The organism is Clostridioides sp. ZZV14-6387 (assembly GCF_020657835.1).
Taxonomy (GTDB): Bacteria; Bacillota; Clostridia; order Peptostreptococcales; family Peptostreptococcaceae; genus Clostridioides; species Clostridioides difficile_A.
This window is the reverse complement of the sequence record NZ_JAGWCW010000005.1, coordinates 45,047-61,297: the sequence shown is the minus strand read 5'-3', so window position 1 is coordinate 61,297 and position 16,251 is coordinate 45,047. Positions and strand designations below refer to the sequence as shown.

The 16,251-nt window shown below is 27.7% G+C and carries 13 protein-coding genes and 1 pseudogene; 6 read left to right on the top strand and 8 right to left on the bottom strand.

Annotated features, from left to right (window positions below; genetic code table 11):
* Positions 1 to 4: 4 nt before the first annotated feature.
* From KGF38_RS04545 to KGF38_RS04520, 6 genes and pseudogenes are all read right to left on the bottom strand, one after another.
* On the bottom strand, positions 5 to 2,500 hold the full coding sequence (locus KGF38_RS04545; RefSeq protein WP_074179080.1) for an ATP-binding protein: 2,496 nt from the start codon (positions 2,498 to 2,500) through the stop codon (positions 5 to 7).
* Positions 2,501 to 2,756: 256 nt separating this feature from the next.
* Positions 2,757 to 3,044, bottom strand: a complete 288-nt coding sequence (locus KGF38_RS04540; protein WP_054269108.1) for a hypothetical protein — start codon at positions 3,042 to 3,044, stop codon at positions 2,757 to 2,759.
* A 19-nt stretch (positions 3,045 to 3,063) separates the two neighbouring features.
* Positions 3,064 to 3,339 (bottom strand): hypothetical protein, encoded by a 276-nt coding sequence (locus KGF38_RS04535; protein ID WP_054275850.1) that lies wholly within the window; start codon positions 3,337 to 3,339, stop codon positions 3,064 to 3,066.
* Positions 3,340 to 3,745: 406 nt separating this feature from the next.
* A complete protein-coding gene (locus KGF38_RS04530; RefSeq protein ID WP_169466549.1) occupies positions 3,746 to 3,895 on the bottom strand; it encodes a DUF4177 domain-containing protein in 150 nt (49 codons plus the stop codon).
* A 37-nt stretch (positions 3,896 to 3,932) separates the two neighbouring features.
* Positions 3,933 to 4,040, bottom strand: a pseudogene (locus tag KGF38_RS04525) (IS1595 family transposase); the annotation flags it as partial.
* Between the two features lie 26 nt (positions 4,041 to 4,066).
* Positions 4,067 to 5,509, bottom strand: a complete 1,443-nt coding sequence (locus KGF38_RS04520) for a GntR family transcriptional regulator (protein ID WP_227832232.1) — start codon at positions 5,507 to 5,509, stop codon at positions 4,067 to 4,069.
* A gap of 783 nt (positions 5,510 to 6,292) precedes the next feature.
* Here KGF38_RS04520 and KGF38_RS04515 point away from each other — a divergent pair.
* Complete coding sequence (locus KGF38_RS04515; protein ID WP_227832231.1) at positions 6,293 to 8,377, top strand: EAL domain-containing protein; 2,085 nt, start codon at positions 6,293 to 6,295, stop codon at positions 8,375 to 8,377.
* A 149-nt stretch (positions 8,378 to 8,526) separates the two neighbouring features.
* Here KGF38_RS04515 and KGF38_RS04510 read toward each other — a convergent pair whose 3' ends face one another.
* On the bottom strand, positions 8,527 to 9,987 hold the full coding sequence (locus KGF38_RS04510; RefSeq protein WP_074179079.1) for an NADP-dependent glyceraldehyde-3-phosphate dehydrogenase: 1,461 nt from the start codon (positions 9,985 to 9,987) through the stop codon (positions 8,527 to 8,529).
* A gap of 380 nt (positions 9,988 to 10,367) precedes the next feature.
* Between KGF38_RS04510 and KGF38_RS04505 the strand changes: the two genes are divergently transcribed.
* The 5 genes from KGF38_RS04505 (at position 10,368) to KGF38_RS04485 (ending at position 14,374) form a co-directional block, all read left to right on the top strand.
* Positions 10,368 to 11,156, top strand: coding sequence for an EFR1 family ferrodoxin (locus KGF38_RS04505; RefSeq protein WP_074179078.1), 789 nt, complete (start codon positions 10,368 to 10,370; stop codon positions 11,154 to 11,156).
* Between the two features lie 338 nt (positions 11,157 to 11,494).
* Entirely contained in the window at positions 11,495 to 12,073 is a 579-nt protein-coding gene (locus tag KGF38_RS04500) for a TetR/AcrR family transcriptional regulator (RefSeq protein WP_167639742.1), read from the top strand.
* A 50-nt stretch (positions 12,074 to 12,123) separates the two neighbouring features.
* Positions 12,124 to 12,357 (top strand): hypothetical protein, encoded by a 234-nt coding sequence (locus KGF38_RS04495; protein WP_054269103.1) that lies wholly within the window; start codon positions 12,124 to 12,126, stop codon positions 12,355 to 12,357.
* Positions 12,358 to 12,365: 8 nt separating this feature from the next.
* Complete coding sequence (locus tag KGF38_RS04490; RefSeq protein ID WP_074179076.1) at positions 12,366 to 13,616, top strand: MFS transporter; 1,251 nt, start codon at positions 12,366 to 12,368, stop codon at positions 13,614 to 13,616.
* Between the two features lie 188 nt (positions 13,617 to 13,804).
* Positions 13,805 to 14,374, top strand: a complete 570-nt coding sequence (locus tag KGF38_RS04485) for a hypothetical protein (protein ID WP_054269101.1) — start codon at positions 13,805 to 13,807, stop codon at positions 14,372 to 14,374.
* 215 nt (positions 14,375 to 14,589) lie between these two features.
* Here the strand turns inward: KGF38_RS04485 and KGF38_RS04480 are convergent, their stop codons facing one another.
* Positions 14,590 to 15,930, bottom strand: coding sequence for a sensor histidine kinase (locus KGF38_RS04480; RefSeq protein WP_227832230.1), 1,341 nt, complete (start codon positions 15,928 to 15,930; stop codon positions 14,590 to 14,592).
* Positions 15,931 to 16,251: the final 321 nt, after the last annotated feature.

The following is a 16,251-nucleotide window of genomic DNA, read 5'->3' as shown; positions in this document are numbered from 1 at the left end:
CTTTCTATATTTCAGAACAATAGCTTTGATATTTTTCTTTAATTAGACTTTCTTCTACTTTTGAAACGGCTGTTGATATCTTGGTATTTGGTGCATTAAATCCTCCATTGTCTCCTCTATCTCCATATTCAGCATACTCTCTTGATGGTCCTGTTTTTCCTTCACTCCAACTTCCACCACTAAGTTCTACACGATAATAAAATACTTTCTCTATTTTATAATCCCAACTTGTAAAATATCCTGTATAGTACAGAGTCTTATCTATACCACTTGCAGAGAATGAAAGTGTATTATAACCATTATAACCACCTTTGCCTCCATATCCACCTGAGCCTGGTACACCATTTGGACCTGCTTCTCCATCTCTCACTGTTACATCACAATGATTAATTATTCTATTTTTTTGTTCTTCTGAATCTGAAACGAAGTAAATATTACCTTTCTTACCAGCATTTCCACCTATTCCAGCATTTCCACCAGTTCCACCTTTATCACCTTTTTTACCTTTTGTGCCTTCTGCAAAATATCCCTTAAATATTTGTGCAGCAAAATAACTTGTATATCCTGCATCTGCTCCATTAGCTCCACTTGCTCCATCATCTCCACGTTTCCCATCTGTTCCTTTAGAGCCATTTCCTCCATTTGCAATTAATGTTAAGCGATAATTTCTAATTTCTTTCTTAATGTATAGGTAAATATTACCTGCATCCCTACCATCTTTACCATTTTGTCCATACATAGAATTATCTACAAGGTCTCCACTCTTTCCACTTACGTTAATCTTTACATTGCTACTTACATCGAGATTATTACAAGAAAGAATAATATTTTTCTCTGATGCAAATTCCATTCCAAGGTTATCATCCATATAAATAGTCTCTTTAGCAAAGAACATAAATGTAGTAGTATTGTCATCTACTTTTCTATTTTTAAAATATTTCAATACACTACTAATTACTAAGTTTGGAATCAATGCTCTTATTTCAACACACTTCTTATCATTAATATTAATTGTTTTTACTATAAATGGATTTAAGATGTATTTACTTACAAATTCTCTAATTATTTCGTTTCCTTCTTCTCCATATGCATTTAATCTTGTTATACTGTCTACTAATTCTTCACGCTGTACAGTCGTAACATTCATCAAAATTTCTTCAAAATCATTTACACTATACATATAGTCCTTTTTATTTGCAACTTCCATCAATTTTTCTCTATTTTTTAATGTAAATACTTGTTTTTGTACTTCATGAGAAACTAAAACTTTTTCTAAATTCTTTCTTATTATAGTGAAGTTTTGCTCCATTATCTTTTTACTTACTTTTTCTATAATAGATTCCATGTGTACAGAAGGTAATAGAATTTCCCCAGTTCCATTCTCTGTATATTTACTTAGGGCATCAATTATATCTAAATTTCCCTTTATCTTATTTTGTAACTTCATGCAACTATCTTTCAAGAATAATCCACTTTCTTTAGATAACACATTAATAAATTTGTCTATAGTAAGACTTGATGTATTTTCCAACCAATTTTTAAATGTCCCTACAACTCTATCATATGTTGATATTTCTCGAATCATTGTTATTCTTTCAATAACATTAATAAAGTCTTCTGTATATGCCTTCACATAATCTTCTAAACTAGATACTATACTACTTTGAATCTCTTTTATTAATGTATCTAAAACTAATCTTGCATCCGAACTAATTGGATATTGGAATGCTGATGTCTTATCCTTGACTTCATTTAATTCTAGTGCTTGTTTTAATAAAGTCTCTCTCTCTTCAGCTACAAGAGGCTTACAAAGATGAATATTTTTGCCATTATCTTTTAGCAATTCTTCAAATAACCAAGCCTTTTCATCTATATTACTTTCTGAGGATTCACACAACTGTTCATATTTTTTTCTGATAATATTATATAATTGTTTTTCTGTTCTTCCTAAGAAGCTTTTTGAAATGAAAAAAGTTATACTTCCTTTAAAGTTATCTTTATGAAGACACATATTTAACTGTTGGAATAAATCCAGCACTTTTGTAAGTCTAGAGTCTAAAATGTCTGCTTCTGGTATTAGTACAATTACTGCACATATAGATGCAGAATTTTTAAATACCTCACCTAATGAAACTGCTGCACTAATATCATGAGCTACTCCTCTATTATCACTAAATCCTGCAGTGTCACATAATTTTGCATTCATTCCTTCCACTGGTTTTCTCATATCTACAATATTCGGATATAGAGTTTGTGAGACAGCTCCTGAGCCAATCTCTGCTACAGGGTCTAAACATTCAATATATGATGTACCAGTATCTTCATCTTCTACTTCCTTCATTACACATCCCGCAAGATAATTAATTGCAGTACTTTTTCCACAACCTGTACCTCCAAGAACTAGAATTAAATTTTGACCTTGTGCCTTATTTATCGCTACTTTTCCTTCATCTAATAAGAGTGTTATTTCATCTAAAAGTTGATTTTGATTTTCTAGCATTTATTTGCCCCCTAAATTATAAATTTTGATTTAAATAAAAGGTTTTATTTTACTTTTGTAATTGATAAATTTCTATCTTATTTAGTAAAATAACTGTGTTGCAGAATATAGATTTTGTCAACACAGTTATTTTAATTAGTTCATTTATTTGGTTATATTTTTTTGTTATATTTTTAAACACTATCTTTTCATAGTTATCATATTTATAGACTTTTTTCTTTTTATTATAGTTATACTTCTGTAAGAAATTTAGACATTACACCACTACTGGCTTAAACATTACACTTCCGTGATTATACTGTCTATCTTCAACTACAATAAAAACAGGTTCTAAATCTTTAGTAGATGTTATTTTTAATTCTAAGAAAATATTATTAGTCGGTAATATTTCTACATTATAATTATTTAAATTATTGTCTGTGATACTATTAAATACATCACCATGACGTTCAAAGAAAACATTATCAACTATTACAAAATAGACATCTTCCTTTTTACTATTTTCAACCTCTAGAGTGTTTTGTTTCGTTATATTTAATCTCATATCCTAGCTCCTATTAATATTACTTAATTACATTAATACTTGTAATTGTTGCATCATGCTCATCACAAGGAAGAGGTTTGAAAACTACTATTTCTGCTAAATAATCATGTGGAGGATTTGTGACTGAAGTAGCATTACAAATAAATTTAAAATTTGTTCCTGCAACAACTTGAGTAGCAACAATAAGTGCTTCATAATCAACACCTTTTAACATTCCTACAGCTTCATTAAATACTTTTAAATCTTCTTCCTCGACAGTTCTAAATTTTGACCATCCACCAACAAAAAGACTCATATAAAATACCTCCTATATATTTTTTTATTTATCCATATAATATTACTAATTTTCTTAATATTCAATATATTTCGTGTAACTGGTCAATCAAAGTGCATAACTGGATAAATATTCAAGTAAATCAATATTTTTAAACAATCTTGTATAATTTAAGATAATATAATACACAAAAAACAATCATTCTATTAGGATAAAATGTCGTAAAAATTTCTTAGAATATTTTTTCATATTAAAATATTTATCTAAAAATGAAATATATTTCTTATAATTACTCGTTTGGAATCGAATTATTACATAAAAATATACATATAAACAAAAAACTCTCTAAGGGATATTTTCAAATATTACCTTTAGAAAATATCCCTTACTTAAATATATTGATTCTGTTAAACCTGTGTGTCGATGATTACACTTCCTTAGAAAAAGTAATCACAAGAGAGATTTTCCAAGAATACCAATATGTTACACTAACTACTTCCCAACCTTGCTTTGCCATGTCATTCATTATTGTTTCTGCTTGAGACTTCTTAGCTTCTACAATCTTATATTCTTTCATTGCTAATATCCCTCCTTAAAATGTTTTTGTTTCTCTCTACCCAATTAAGCCAATACAAACTGTTACCTATGTACTTGGTATAAAAATGTCTTGCTCAAACTTTCAAGTTGCTATGTAGGGAATTAATATGGTTAATATGATAAATTAATAAAGTTTTATTCTATTCCATCATCATTGGCTTAATATAAATATAGCATTTTTCAACCTTTGAAAAGAGTCTTCAAAGACATTAGAAAAAGCTGATGCAAAATTTTTAATATCACCTTTTTTTAAATATGTAAGTATCTCGAAACATACATCAAAGCGTGTTTTCAAAATCTCATTATATTTTTTATGAAAGAATCTCTCTAAATAAATTCCAAATATCGTATGTTGTTTTAAATGTCTGAAAGTTTCCTGTACTACATAAATGTGTGTACAGTCTATTATCTTACAAAGTAAAACAAAGTCTGGATATACCTTACACTCTTTATAACTATTTTGTAAACCTCTTAAATGAGCTTCTATATTCTCTATATCTACATAATCCATTCTACTACCTAATAAAAATACTACATCTTCAAAGGTAATTGTAATAAACTCCATAGCTTCTAAAAGCAGTGTCAATCTTTTAGCTCCTTTTTCTGTCTTTATATAATCATCTGCATATTCAGAAAAAAGTGTTATATAAGTTCCTTTTCCATTAATTGTTCTAGCTATACCACACTCATTTAGTTCATTATATGCACTTCTAACTGTTGGAAGAGATACATTATACTTATTAATTACTGAAGTAATTGATGGTAGACAGTCTCCTACTTTAAGATTTCCTTCAAAAATTTTACAAATTATATCTGAAACAATAAAGTCATACAAATAACTTTTTTCTAATGATACATACTTAAAATTGTTTGAATACTTATCTTCTGAAACATATTTTTTTATCATGTTAAGTGTTAATTTTCTACAACTTTCATACATGTAAGTCAATAACTTCTTAAGTTCAATAAAATCTCTATTTAACCCATATAAATAACTTTGTCTTACCTGCTCTATATACTTACTACTAAAAAAAGTAACATAACCGTTCTCCAAATTATTGACACTATAATCCATTGGTGAAATCATAACATCATATTGAATAATATCGCAGAAATATTGAATCAGAGAATTATTTGTTTTGCTTATTAGTTTGTTTATATATTTTATCCTCTGTTTTCTAATTATAAAAGTGTCAGAACTATTCTCTTCCATATGATTGATAATATCATTTAATTCTTGAAAGTCTTTAGATGTAAATTGCTTAACATTATTAATAGCAATAGAAGGAAATATCAAACTGAAAATTTGATATATATCTGACATTTGCAAGATTTTCTCATATGATAATTCAGATTCAATTGATTGTTGTGTACTTGCATTGTATATCACAGTTGCTCTAGACCCAGCTTTGGTTTCTATAAAACCCTTTTCTAATAGCATTTTTATTACTGTTTTTATAGTATTTTTTGATACCATATACTCTTTGGACATCTTATTAATAGAATCAAGCTTGTCACCAACAGTAATTCTGCCTGTATAAATTTGTTTAATTATATCTTCAAATACAATTGAATATTGTGGTTTTCTTTTCATATTTTCCCTCTTTAATAAATTAAAATTATTGACTTTCATAATCTATATTTATTTTTATTTAATAAATTAAAATAGTTGCTTATTTTTTATTCATAATCTATAATTAGTATAGACCATTCATACATATGGTCTAAGTTTTGTGATGTTATAATTAAGTAAAATAGCATATTACTGATATAATACAATTATGTACAACAAAAAAGTGTAGATATGTTAAGTCTACCTAATTTAGATTTTAGCTTATGTTACCCTATAGATAAAATAAAAGAACACATTTATATAATAACTCAAAATCAAATGGAATTCAGTCTGTTTTTAAAGTTTATTTGGTTTACTTTAGAATATATACTGTTTGATAGTATACTGATTACATTTTCACCAACAAACACTCTAACTTATTACTTTATAATCGAAAGTAATATATTGCTAACCTTAAAAATACTTATATTCATCAATCATATATATTCCATTGAAAAAATATTTATTTAGAAAAGATGCCATAAATTAGAAATTATAAAACAAGTTGTATAGAGATATAAAAAATAGCACTTAATATCAATAATGAATTATCAAAACTAAGTGACACTTAAGTAGCATTAATGGATACACTTATACCATTTCTACCAGTTATGGATTAATTAAATGATATGGTATATCTGATATTGAAACTTTAATATCAAAATTGAATTCTTTAATGTATAAAAATAAGCTTAAAAATAAATCCAATTTAAGTTAGGTAATTTAGATATTCTATGAAATATATGCTATAAAGGAGTCCTAATAATGTCAAAGCATGAAGATTTTGCAAATATTGAATATAGTTTATTAATGAATGCGTTAGATGTAAGCGTTAGTAGACACCAATTAGATGAACACTTTACTGTTGTTTGGGCTAATGACCGCTATTATGAAATGTTTGGTTATACAAAAGAAGAATATGAATCGCTATTTCATAATCAATGTGACCTTTTTTACAAAGATAATCCAGAAGATTGGAATTCACTTGTAGATTATGTGGAAAAGAAATTCTCTAATGGAGAAAAAAAATATGACTATGTTTGTCGTATGAAGCATCGTAATGGAAAAAAATTATGGATAAAGTTATTTGGATTTTTAACAGGAGAAATTATTGATGGATGCCCTATTTCATATTCCGTTATGATTGATATTACTGAACAAATGATGATTAAAATAGAGCAAACTGCAACTTACAAAAATTTTCCTGGTCTCATTGCTAAGTTTAAGGTTACTGATTTTGGTTTCCAACTTCTTGATGCTAACCAAAAATACTTTGATATTTTTAAAGATAATGTAAATTTCCTATTAAAAGATATAGATTCAGAAAGCTATCTTAGTGAAGTGTATAAACACTATAGTGATTTTAGAAATGGAAAATACATTTGTTTTTCTATTTCTCCACAAACTATCAATGGAGACATCGTTCACATGCAAGTTGTGGCTGAATGCATAGATTGGGAAGATGATAAACCTATATATCTTTTAATCTATTCAGATGTCACAAAATTAGTAAAACAAAATGAGATTATTGAAAAAAATAATAAGGAATTAAAGGAATTAGCTTTTATTGACCCAATTACTGGAGGTATGAACCGTACTAAATTTAACATAACAGTAAAAGAAGTTATTGAACAGTCACCATCTGATACATATACTCTTATATGGCTAAACATGCAAAAATTTAAATTAATAAATGATTCAGCAGGAAATATAGCTGGAGATAAACTTTTAAAATATATCTATAATTGCATAAACGAGCACTTACATGAAGGTGAGCTTGTAACTAGAATCTTTGCTGATAATTTCATTCTTCTTTTTAAAAATAATCAAGAAGACATAACTTCTAGACTAAACTCAATAGTTAAATATATCAATAAATTCAATGATAATGCTGATTATAAATACATGCTTTACTTTACTGCTGGTGCCTATGTAATTCATGATACTTCTTTAGATATAACAAATATCCAAGATAGAGCAAATGTAGCTTGTAAAGCAACTAAAAATATAGAAAATCATGGTTTATGTATTTGTAATTTTTATAGCAAAACAGATAAGGAAAAACTCATACTAGAGAAAAGTATAGAAAATAGAATGTATGAAGCACTTGAAAAGAGAGAATTTCAAGTTTATTTACAACCAAAATTGGAACTATCTAATCAAACGATATGTGGTGCAGAAGCTCTAGTTAGATGGATTCTTCCTGTTGGGAAAATAATCCCTCCTAATGAATTCATTCCATTATTTGAAAAAAATGGCTTTATTGTACAGTTAGATTTATACGTTTTTGAAGAAGTCTGCAAAACCTTAAGAAGATGGATTGATTGTGGATTAAATACTATAAATATTTCAGTAAATATGTCTCGCTATCATTTTTCATTCAAAAACTTTATTAATTCATATAAAGAAATAGCCCAAAAATATGATATTCCACCTAATCTTATAGAAATTGAGATTACAGAAACAATTGTATTTGAAGATGTTAAAGTATTTAGTGAAATAATAAATGAAATCCATAAATATGGCTTTAAATGCTCTATTGATGATTTTGGAAGTGGTTATTCCTCAATTAATATGCTTAAGGATATTTATGTTGATACTATAAAATTAGATGGCGCATTCTTTAAATCAGAACGCCTAGATTCTGAGCGTGAAAGAGATATAATTATCTCTATAATTGAATTAGCTAAGAAACTAAAAATGACTACTGTAGCTGAAGGAATAGAAACTAGTTTTCAAAAAGACTTTTTACAAGAAATAAAATGTGATATGTTACAGGGCTATATCTTTTCTAGACCTTTACCAATAGAAGATTTTGAAAAGCAATTATTTCAAAAATCCTCTAACTAATCAGTACAAAGTTATTTATTCTAAGAGATATATTACATAAAAAATGAAAGTTTAAAAAATAAAGTGGAGAATTAAATTCTCCACTTTATTATATTTCTGACTATTTTAGTTACTTTCTATAATCATTTTATTTATTCCTAGTCATTTACTTATAACTCTTTAACATTTACCACTACTGCCTTAGGTCTAGTCATAGCCTCAATTGAATACTTAACACCTTGAGTTCCCATACCAGATGCCTTTACACCCAAGAATGGGAAATGGTCTGGCCCTCTTTCAGTCTTATTATTTATTTGAACAGTTCCAACCTCAAGCTTATCAGCAATATAAAATGCCCTATCAATATCACTTGTAAATACCGATGATTGAAGTCCATACTCTGACTGATTAGCAATTTCAATTGCTTGATTTATATCTTTAACTCTTATAATTGGAAGTACTGGGCCAAAAGGCTCCTCCCAAGCAATCTTCATATCAACATTTACATTGTCTAATAATGTTGGATAAAATAAATTATTTTTTCTAACATTACCTGTTATTAATTTTGCTCCTTTATGTAGTGCATCATCAACTAAACCTTGAACAAAATCAGTCGCTTTGTTATCTATAAGAGGCGTGATAACTACTTCCTCCATTGGATTTCCAATCGTTAACTTCTCTACTAATGGCTTTATCTTTTCCACTAATTCATCAGCTACACTCTCTTGTACTAGGATTCTCTTCACTGCTGTACATCTTTGGCCTGAGTATGAATAAGCTCCAGACACTATATTCTTAGCTGCAAAATCCAAGTCTGCATCTTCTAATACTATAGCGGCATCTTTTCCACCAAGTTCCAATAATAATGGTACCATTCTAGATATTTTAGATATATGTTGACCAACTTCAGTACTACCAGTAAAGTTGATAAAATTAATTCCTTTGTGAGTTACAACATAATCCCCTATCTCACTACCCCTACCTGTAATAGTGTTAAGTACTCCATCTGGTATACCAGCTTTTCTCATAATTTCTACTACATGAAGTGCACTAATAGCTCCTTGTGTGGCAGGTTTTAATACAACTGCATTTCCACCAATAAGTGCTGGTGCAATCTTTGACATTGATAAATTCACAGGATAATTAAAAGGAGATATCGCTAAAACAGTACCTAATGGAACCCTTGAAACATAAGACATCTTATTTCTTGTTCCACCAGGGAAGTTATCACCACTAATAGCTTCACCTTCCATATTTTTTCCTACATCAGCTGTATATCTTAAAAAATCTGCCGTTCTTTCAACTTCTGCTCTTGCAGACTTTATATCTTTGGCTATTTCAAGTACCAATATATTAGCTATCTCGTCCATATTTTCTAACAATAAATCAGCAGCCTTATGGAATATATTAGCTCTCTTGTATACAGGCATTTCAGCCCATACCTTTATACTCTCTTTTGTATTTTCAATGGCTTTATCTACTTCGTGTTTTGTCATAGATTGTACTTTACCAACAAGAGAATTATCTATTGGTGAGTAAATTTCTATTGGTTTTCTTGAATTAGATTCCACCCATTTTCCATTTATTAAATTTTTATATACATTTTCTTTTGTTCTAAGTTCATTAAACATATTTTTATTCCTCTCTCTGATATAACTTTGTGTATTTAAATTATAGCCATTTATTCGTTATGTAAACATTTCTTTTTTTAATAAACGTTTACCTTAAAAAATTTTTTCATAATCTATATTTTTTGTATTTTAAATGGCATTGTATTTTAAATAATTCTCTCATTATTTCACCCTTATATTTCTCTCAAGGTATAATTACACATATCATAATGTCAACAAGAATAGGACAGATTATACAATTAAAAGAACGCTATTCTCTTAATTATTGACCCTAATTTGCATATATGATATAATCCTAACAGAACACTATTCTGTTTAAAACTCAGAATAAAAAATAGACTGTTACAAGTCTTATTCAACAGATTTTGGAGGTAAAAAATATGCGTAATGTAATCTACTACTTTACTGGAACAGGAAATAGTATGCGAGCTGCTCAGGTAATCGCACAAGAACTTAATAATACAGAGATTATCTCAATGAGAACATCACCATCTGATTATTCAAAATTGACTGCTGAACGAATAGGATTTATTTTTCCTGTATACCATTGGACTATACCAGAAACTGTAATTCAATTTATAAAAAATTTAGAGTTATCCCCTGATGCCTATATATTTGCAATTTCTATGCCTGCTTTTATTAACGGAAAAAGCATGGAAGAATTAGCATTGTTACTCAAGGAAAAAGGGTGTAATTTATCTTATGGGAATAAAGTATATAGTGTTGCTAATTATGTAGCCATGTATCCACCATTTCCTAACCCTAAAAAACGTGTCCCTAAAATGGAGGAACAGCTTAGAATTATATCAAAAGAAATATCACAAAAAGAAATAAGGAACTACCCAAAACCCAATTTTTTAGTAAATACACTTTTTCATAAAATAATGAACCATTATATAAAAAATTGTCCATCTAATGATAAATATTTCAAGGTTTGGGATGATTGCATTTCTTGTGGATTATGTTTTAAAGTATGCCCTTGCAAAAATATAATAATGCAAAATGGTAAACCAACATTTCAACATAAATGTAATCAGTGTATGGCTTGCATTTCCTTTTGTCCAAAAGAATCCATTAATTTCCCTTATTTCACTCGAAAACGCAAAAAATATCATAATCCTTATATTAGTTCAAATGATATAGTGTTAAATCGAAAATATTATAAATAAGGTTAGGAATCTGAAAAATATAGTGCTTAAAAATTTTTCGCTATCCTATCTCAAGTATAAATAAGAAAATCTTATCACTGTAAAACAATTAAATTTGCCAGCTATCAAATACTCAGATATAAAGACATAAAGCCAATAACCTATAAATAACATCCCTTATGGCTATTGGCTTCATATAACGGCTTCCATATGAGATTAATAACAGATTGTAGCAAAAAATATTACTTATTGTCAGGGTCAAGCTTGACAAATTTGTAAATGAACAATATCATATATCTATGACTTAAAATATATTTTAAGTCATAGATAACATATACTTATAGAGAGGATTGATAAATATGGCTAAAAGCTTTACAGAAATAGAAAAAAATAATATTAGAAAAAGATTAATTTCAGAATGTGAAATTCACTGGTCTAAATATGGATACAAAAAAACTAACATTGACGAACTTTGTTCGAAATCAGGAATTGCAAAGGGTTCATTTTACACATTCTTTGATTCAAAAGAAAAGCTATTTTTTGAAGTATTAAATGAAATTCAAAACAAACTTATATCATCAGTAGATGAAATTTTAAGTAACATGCCTCAAAAAGAGGGTTTTGCAAAAGCCTTGAAGATGTTATACCGATTATATGATAAAAACCCATTCTTATATTCACCAAACAATGCTGATTACATCTCTTTATTAAATAAGATGCCTAAAGAGATGCTTTCGCAACTTGAATATAATAATGTACAAAGTTTTTACAACTTAATTGAAAGATACAATCTCAAATTAAAAATAGAGAAAGAAAAAGCCTTTGGTGTTTGCAATGCCCTACTTTCAAGTCTATTGCTAAAAGAAGATATTGGATATAACTACATTGAAGTATTTGATTTTATGGTAGACAATCTTGTAGAACACATACTTGAGTAATAATTTAAAATAAATTTTCTAAACATTTCTTTATAACTAGGAGGGGTAATATGATTGAATTAATACAAAAACTAAATGATATTATTTACAAAATAAATGATAAACTAAATATCCACACAAAACTAGTAGACCCTAGCAGCGAACTCATGCCATTCTACTCTATCTTATCTATAATATTTTCTGCATTTATAATAATATTAGGGATTAAAACAAGAAAAAACTTCCTTATAGTCATTGCTGTCATAGCAATCATTATAAATATTTTAATAATCTTAGATAGGTAGGTATATATATGGTAAAATCATTAAATACTTTTAATAAAAATTTTAACTTAATGGTATTGGGTCAAATAATTTCATTATTTGGTGCATCAATACTCAAGTTTGCTTTATCTCTCTACATACTTGATATGACTGGTAAGGCAGAAATATTTGCTACGATACTCGCAGTATCTTCAATCCCAATTGTAGTATTCTCCCCTATTGGTGGGGCTATTGCAGATATATTCAACAGAAGAAACTTAATGGTTATTTTCGATTTTTCAAGTAGTGTTGCAGTACTAATCTTATCACTCTTCTTATTTAATGATAATGGTTCAATACTACTTATAGGAATTATTATGACCATACTTTCAGTCATAAGCACAATGTATCAACCAACAGTTCAGTCAAGTACACCCATTTTAGTAGATAATGAACATTTAATAAATGCAAATGGTATCGTAGCTGGAGTTGCCTCTCTTACAAATATAGCAGGTCCTGTATTAGGAGGTGTTTTGTATAGTATCCTTGGTATCAATGCAATTGTCGTTATCAGTTGTATAAGTTTCTTTCTATCTGCAATTATGGAGATATTTATACAGATTCCTTTTGTTAAACAAGAACAAACTGGCAACATTATAAAAACTATATTTATTGATATAAAAGATGGTATTATCCATATATGTAAGGAAAATAGATTTACATTAAAAATACTCTTTTTAGCAATGGCAATAAATCTAGTTTTAAGTTCTATGCTAATCGTAGGTATCCCCTATATAGTAAAAATAACTATGGAATCTAATAACTTTCTATATGGTGTAGCAGAAGGAGCAATCTCTTTTAGTTCGTTAATAGCTGCTGTGAGTATTGGTATTTTCTCAAAGCATCTGAAAATAACCAACTTACATATTTGTTTCATCATATGTGCACTTATATTTATACCAATGGCATTTTCAGTCTATCCATTTATATTAAATACAGGATTTCCAGTTCCATTTTTAATCTTTATTATATCCTCTATGCTAATATTTTTTACAACGACTCTTATCTCAATATATGCTATAACAATCATACAATTAAAAACTCCAAATGAACTGCTAGGAAAAGTTATGGCTATTCTTTTTGCAGGAACATCTGTCGCAATGCCTATTGGGCAGGTTATATATGGTAGACTTTTCGATTTATTATCGGATAGAGTGTATATTATTATAATAGGAGTAGGATTTATTACATTACTTATAGCGTTTATATCGAAAATAACATTACAGAATGAAAAAATTTAGATACTCAGAATTTAAATAGAAAGGTTTTAGACCTAAAAACCAGACATAAAAATTCAATTTTCACTAATTTCTGAATTCACATGCAAAATTGTGTATCAGTGTGTTGACGTATTGGAAATTGATTGATATAATCAATGGAAAATAAACTTTATAAAAATTCAAAATATTCAGCTAGAGGAGTGATAAAAATGAGTTACATGCCAAATATAGAACAAGCATGGGAAATACTAAAAAAATACAATAAGGAAGAATTTCATATAAGACACGCTCAAATCGTATCTGGAGTTATGAGATACTATGCAAAAGAATACGACCCTGAGAGAGTAGAATTTTGGGAAGTAGTTGGACTTTTACATGACTTAGATTTTGAAATGTATCCTGATGAACATTGTGTTAAGCAAAGAGAATTAATGACAGAGCTTGATTTAGATAAATCTATAATCGATTCTACTGTAAGTCATGGATATGGACTAACTGGCTCAGATGTCAAGCCAGAACAGTTTATGGAAAAGGTATTATTTGCTGTAGATGAACTTACTGGTTTAATTGGTGCCGCTGCAATAATGCGTCCTTCAAAGAGTGTTTCTGATTTAGAATTGAAATCTGTTAAAAAGAAATTTAAAGATAAGTCATTTGCTGCTGGCTGTTCTCGAGATGTTATAAGAAGTGGTGCAGAAATGCTTGGCTGGGAACTTGATAAGCTTATTCAAACAACTATAGAAGCTATGAGAAGCTTAATCCCAGAAATGGCGATATAGCCTCTCATACATATACCATAGAAGTTACATCTTTAAAGAGTTTTTCTATTTTTGATGCAACTTCTTTTTTTATTTATCACAATAAAAAGCTTACTATCTTAAGCTTATTAATATGCCCCATTTATAATATGTATAATATCCCAACTTTGAAAAATTTTGATAAATAATAAATAATTTCAATATGTACACATAATTATAGACTTTACCTGTATACATTAAATTACATGATTGACTACCTTTTTCACATTTTTAAGTGGTATAGCAATTTTAACTACAAATTTGTCATCATCATATTCAATTACAACATTACCACCATACTTGTTTACAGAGTTTTTTATACTTCTTATTCCAAAACCATGAAAAGGACCTGTTTTATCTGTCACAATATCTCCATTTTTAGTAATAATCTCATTTACTTTAGTATTTTCCACTCTTATTAGATAAAAATTTTGCATGACATCGCCTTTAATACAAATCTTTCTATTACCACTATCTATTTTGTTATATGCTTCAATCGCATTATCTAAAATATTAGAGAATATATGACATACATCTACTAATTCAATAGCCTCACAATGACTAAAATTTATTCCTGTTCTTAGTTCTATATCATTTTTATCACAGATTTCTTTCTTTTCACTTAATATACTATCTAATATGAAATTACCAGTATTAAAAAATAAGTCATTACCATGAATCTCTCCTTGTAGATTATCTAAATATGAAGTAACATCAATACCTTTTTTAATCATGGCATTTATACACAATAAATGATTTTTCATGTCATGACTTAATAATCTAGTCTTTAGATATTTCTTTTCTATATCTTCATAATACTCACTTTCAGATTTTAAAACGTTTTTAATCATATTATTTTCTACCATTAAAGTATTATATTGCTGTAACTTCTTAGCAATTAAGATTAAAATAATACTTGATATAAGCAGTACAACAGAAATCATAACAAATTGACTATTATGCATTCCACTACCAGACTTTGAATTAAATATGTATTTAAAAATAATAAAAAAAGATGCTATATTAGCGACTATTGGGATGATTATATAAGAGAATGTCTTTTTATTTATTTCTATATTCAATTTTATCTTTAATGTTCTGTATAAAAATAAAGCTAAAATCAAAAGCATCTTTCCAGATACCATGGACTCAATTCTGTATATATAACCTGTTGCCATCTTACTCATATCATCTATAGAATTAAGCCAAACTGTTAAAGATATACTTAAAGCATCTGTAGCAATTAATAACATCCAGTAAATTAAGGATATTAATATAGACTTCATAAACCTCACATCATATGAGATTTTGTAAAATACGACAGTAAACACCACAGATATAATTACTCTTATATCTGGAGATACATCAAAAAAATAAATTATATTAGCAAAAATAATAATGCTACCCATGTATATATTTATTTTTCTATTAGAAATTTTTTGCTCACTTGTATAATCTAGCATTTTCTTACAAAGAAACCATTCTATTATAAAGGATATCATAATGAAAATATTCCAAAATAAGCCTGACTTTATCATAATACTTTCTCCTAACGTATTGATAAATTATTTTTTATATTTTACGTATAATTTAATTATATACGACTCTACACGTGTAGTAAATAGATTGTCAAAATTATTCCAAATAAATCCATATTTCTTTTCTTTTTTAATTATATCACTTATTTTGCTAAATTAAATTAGACTTTTTATCATTTTTTAACATAATAACTATATAAATTTATCTAAAACTAAATATAAAATATATTATCCATAAAACTTTTACATTATTTTCATATAAACTCTTATAATCTTATAATAACACTATGAAATATTTTTTCTCATGATATACCTTGACAG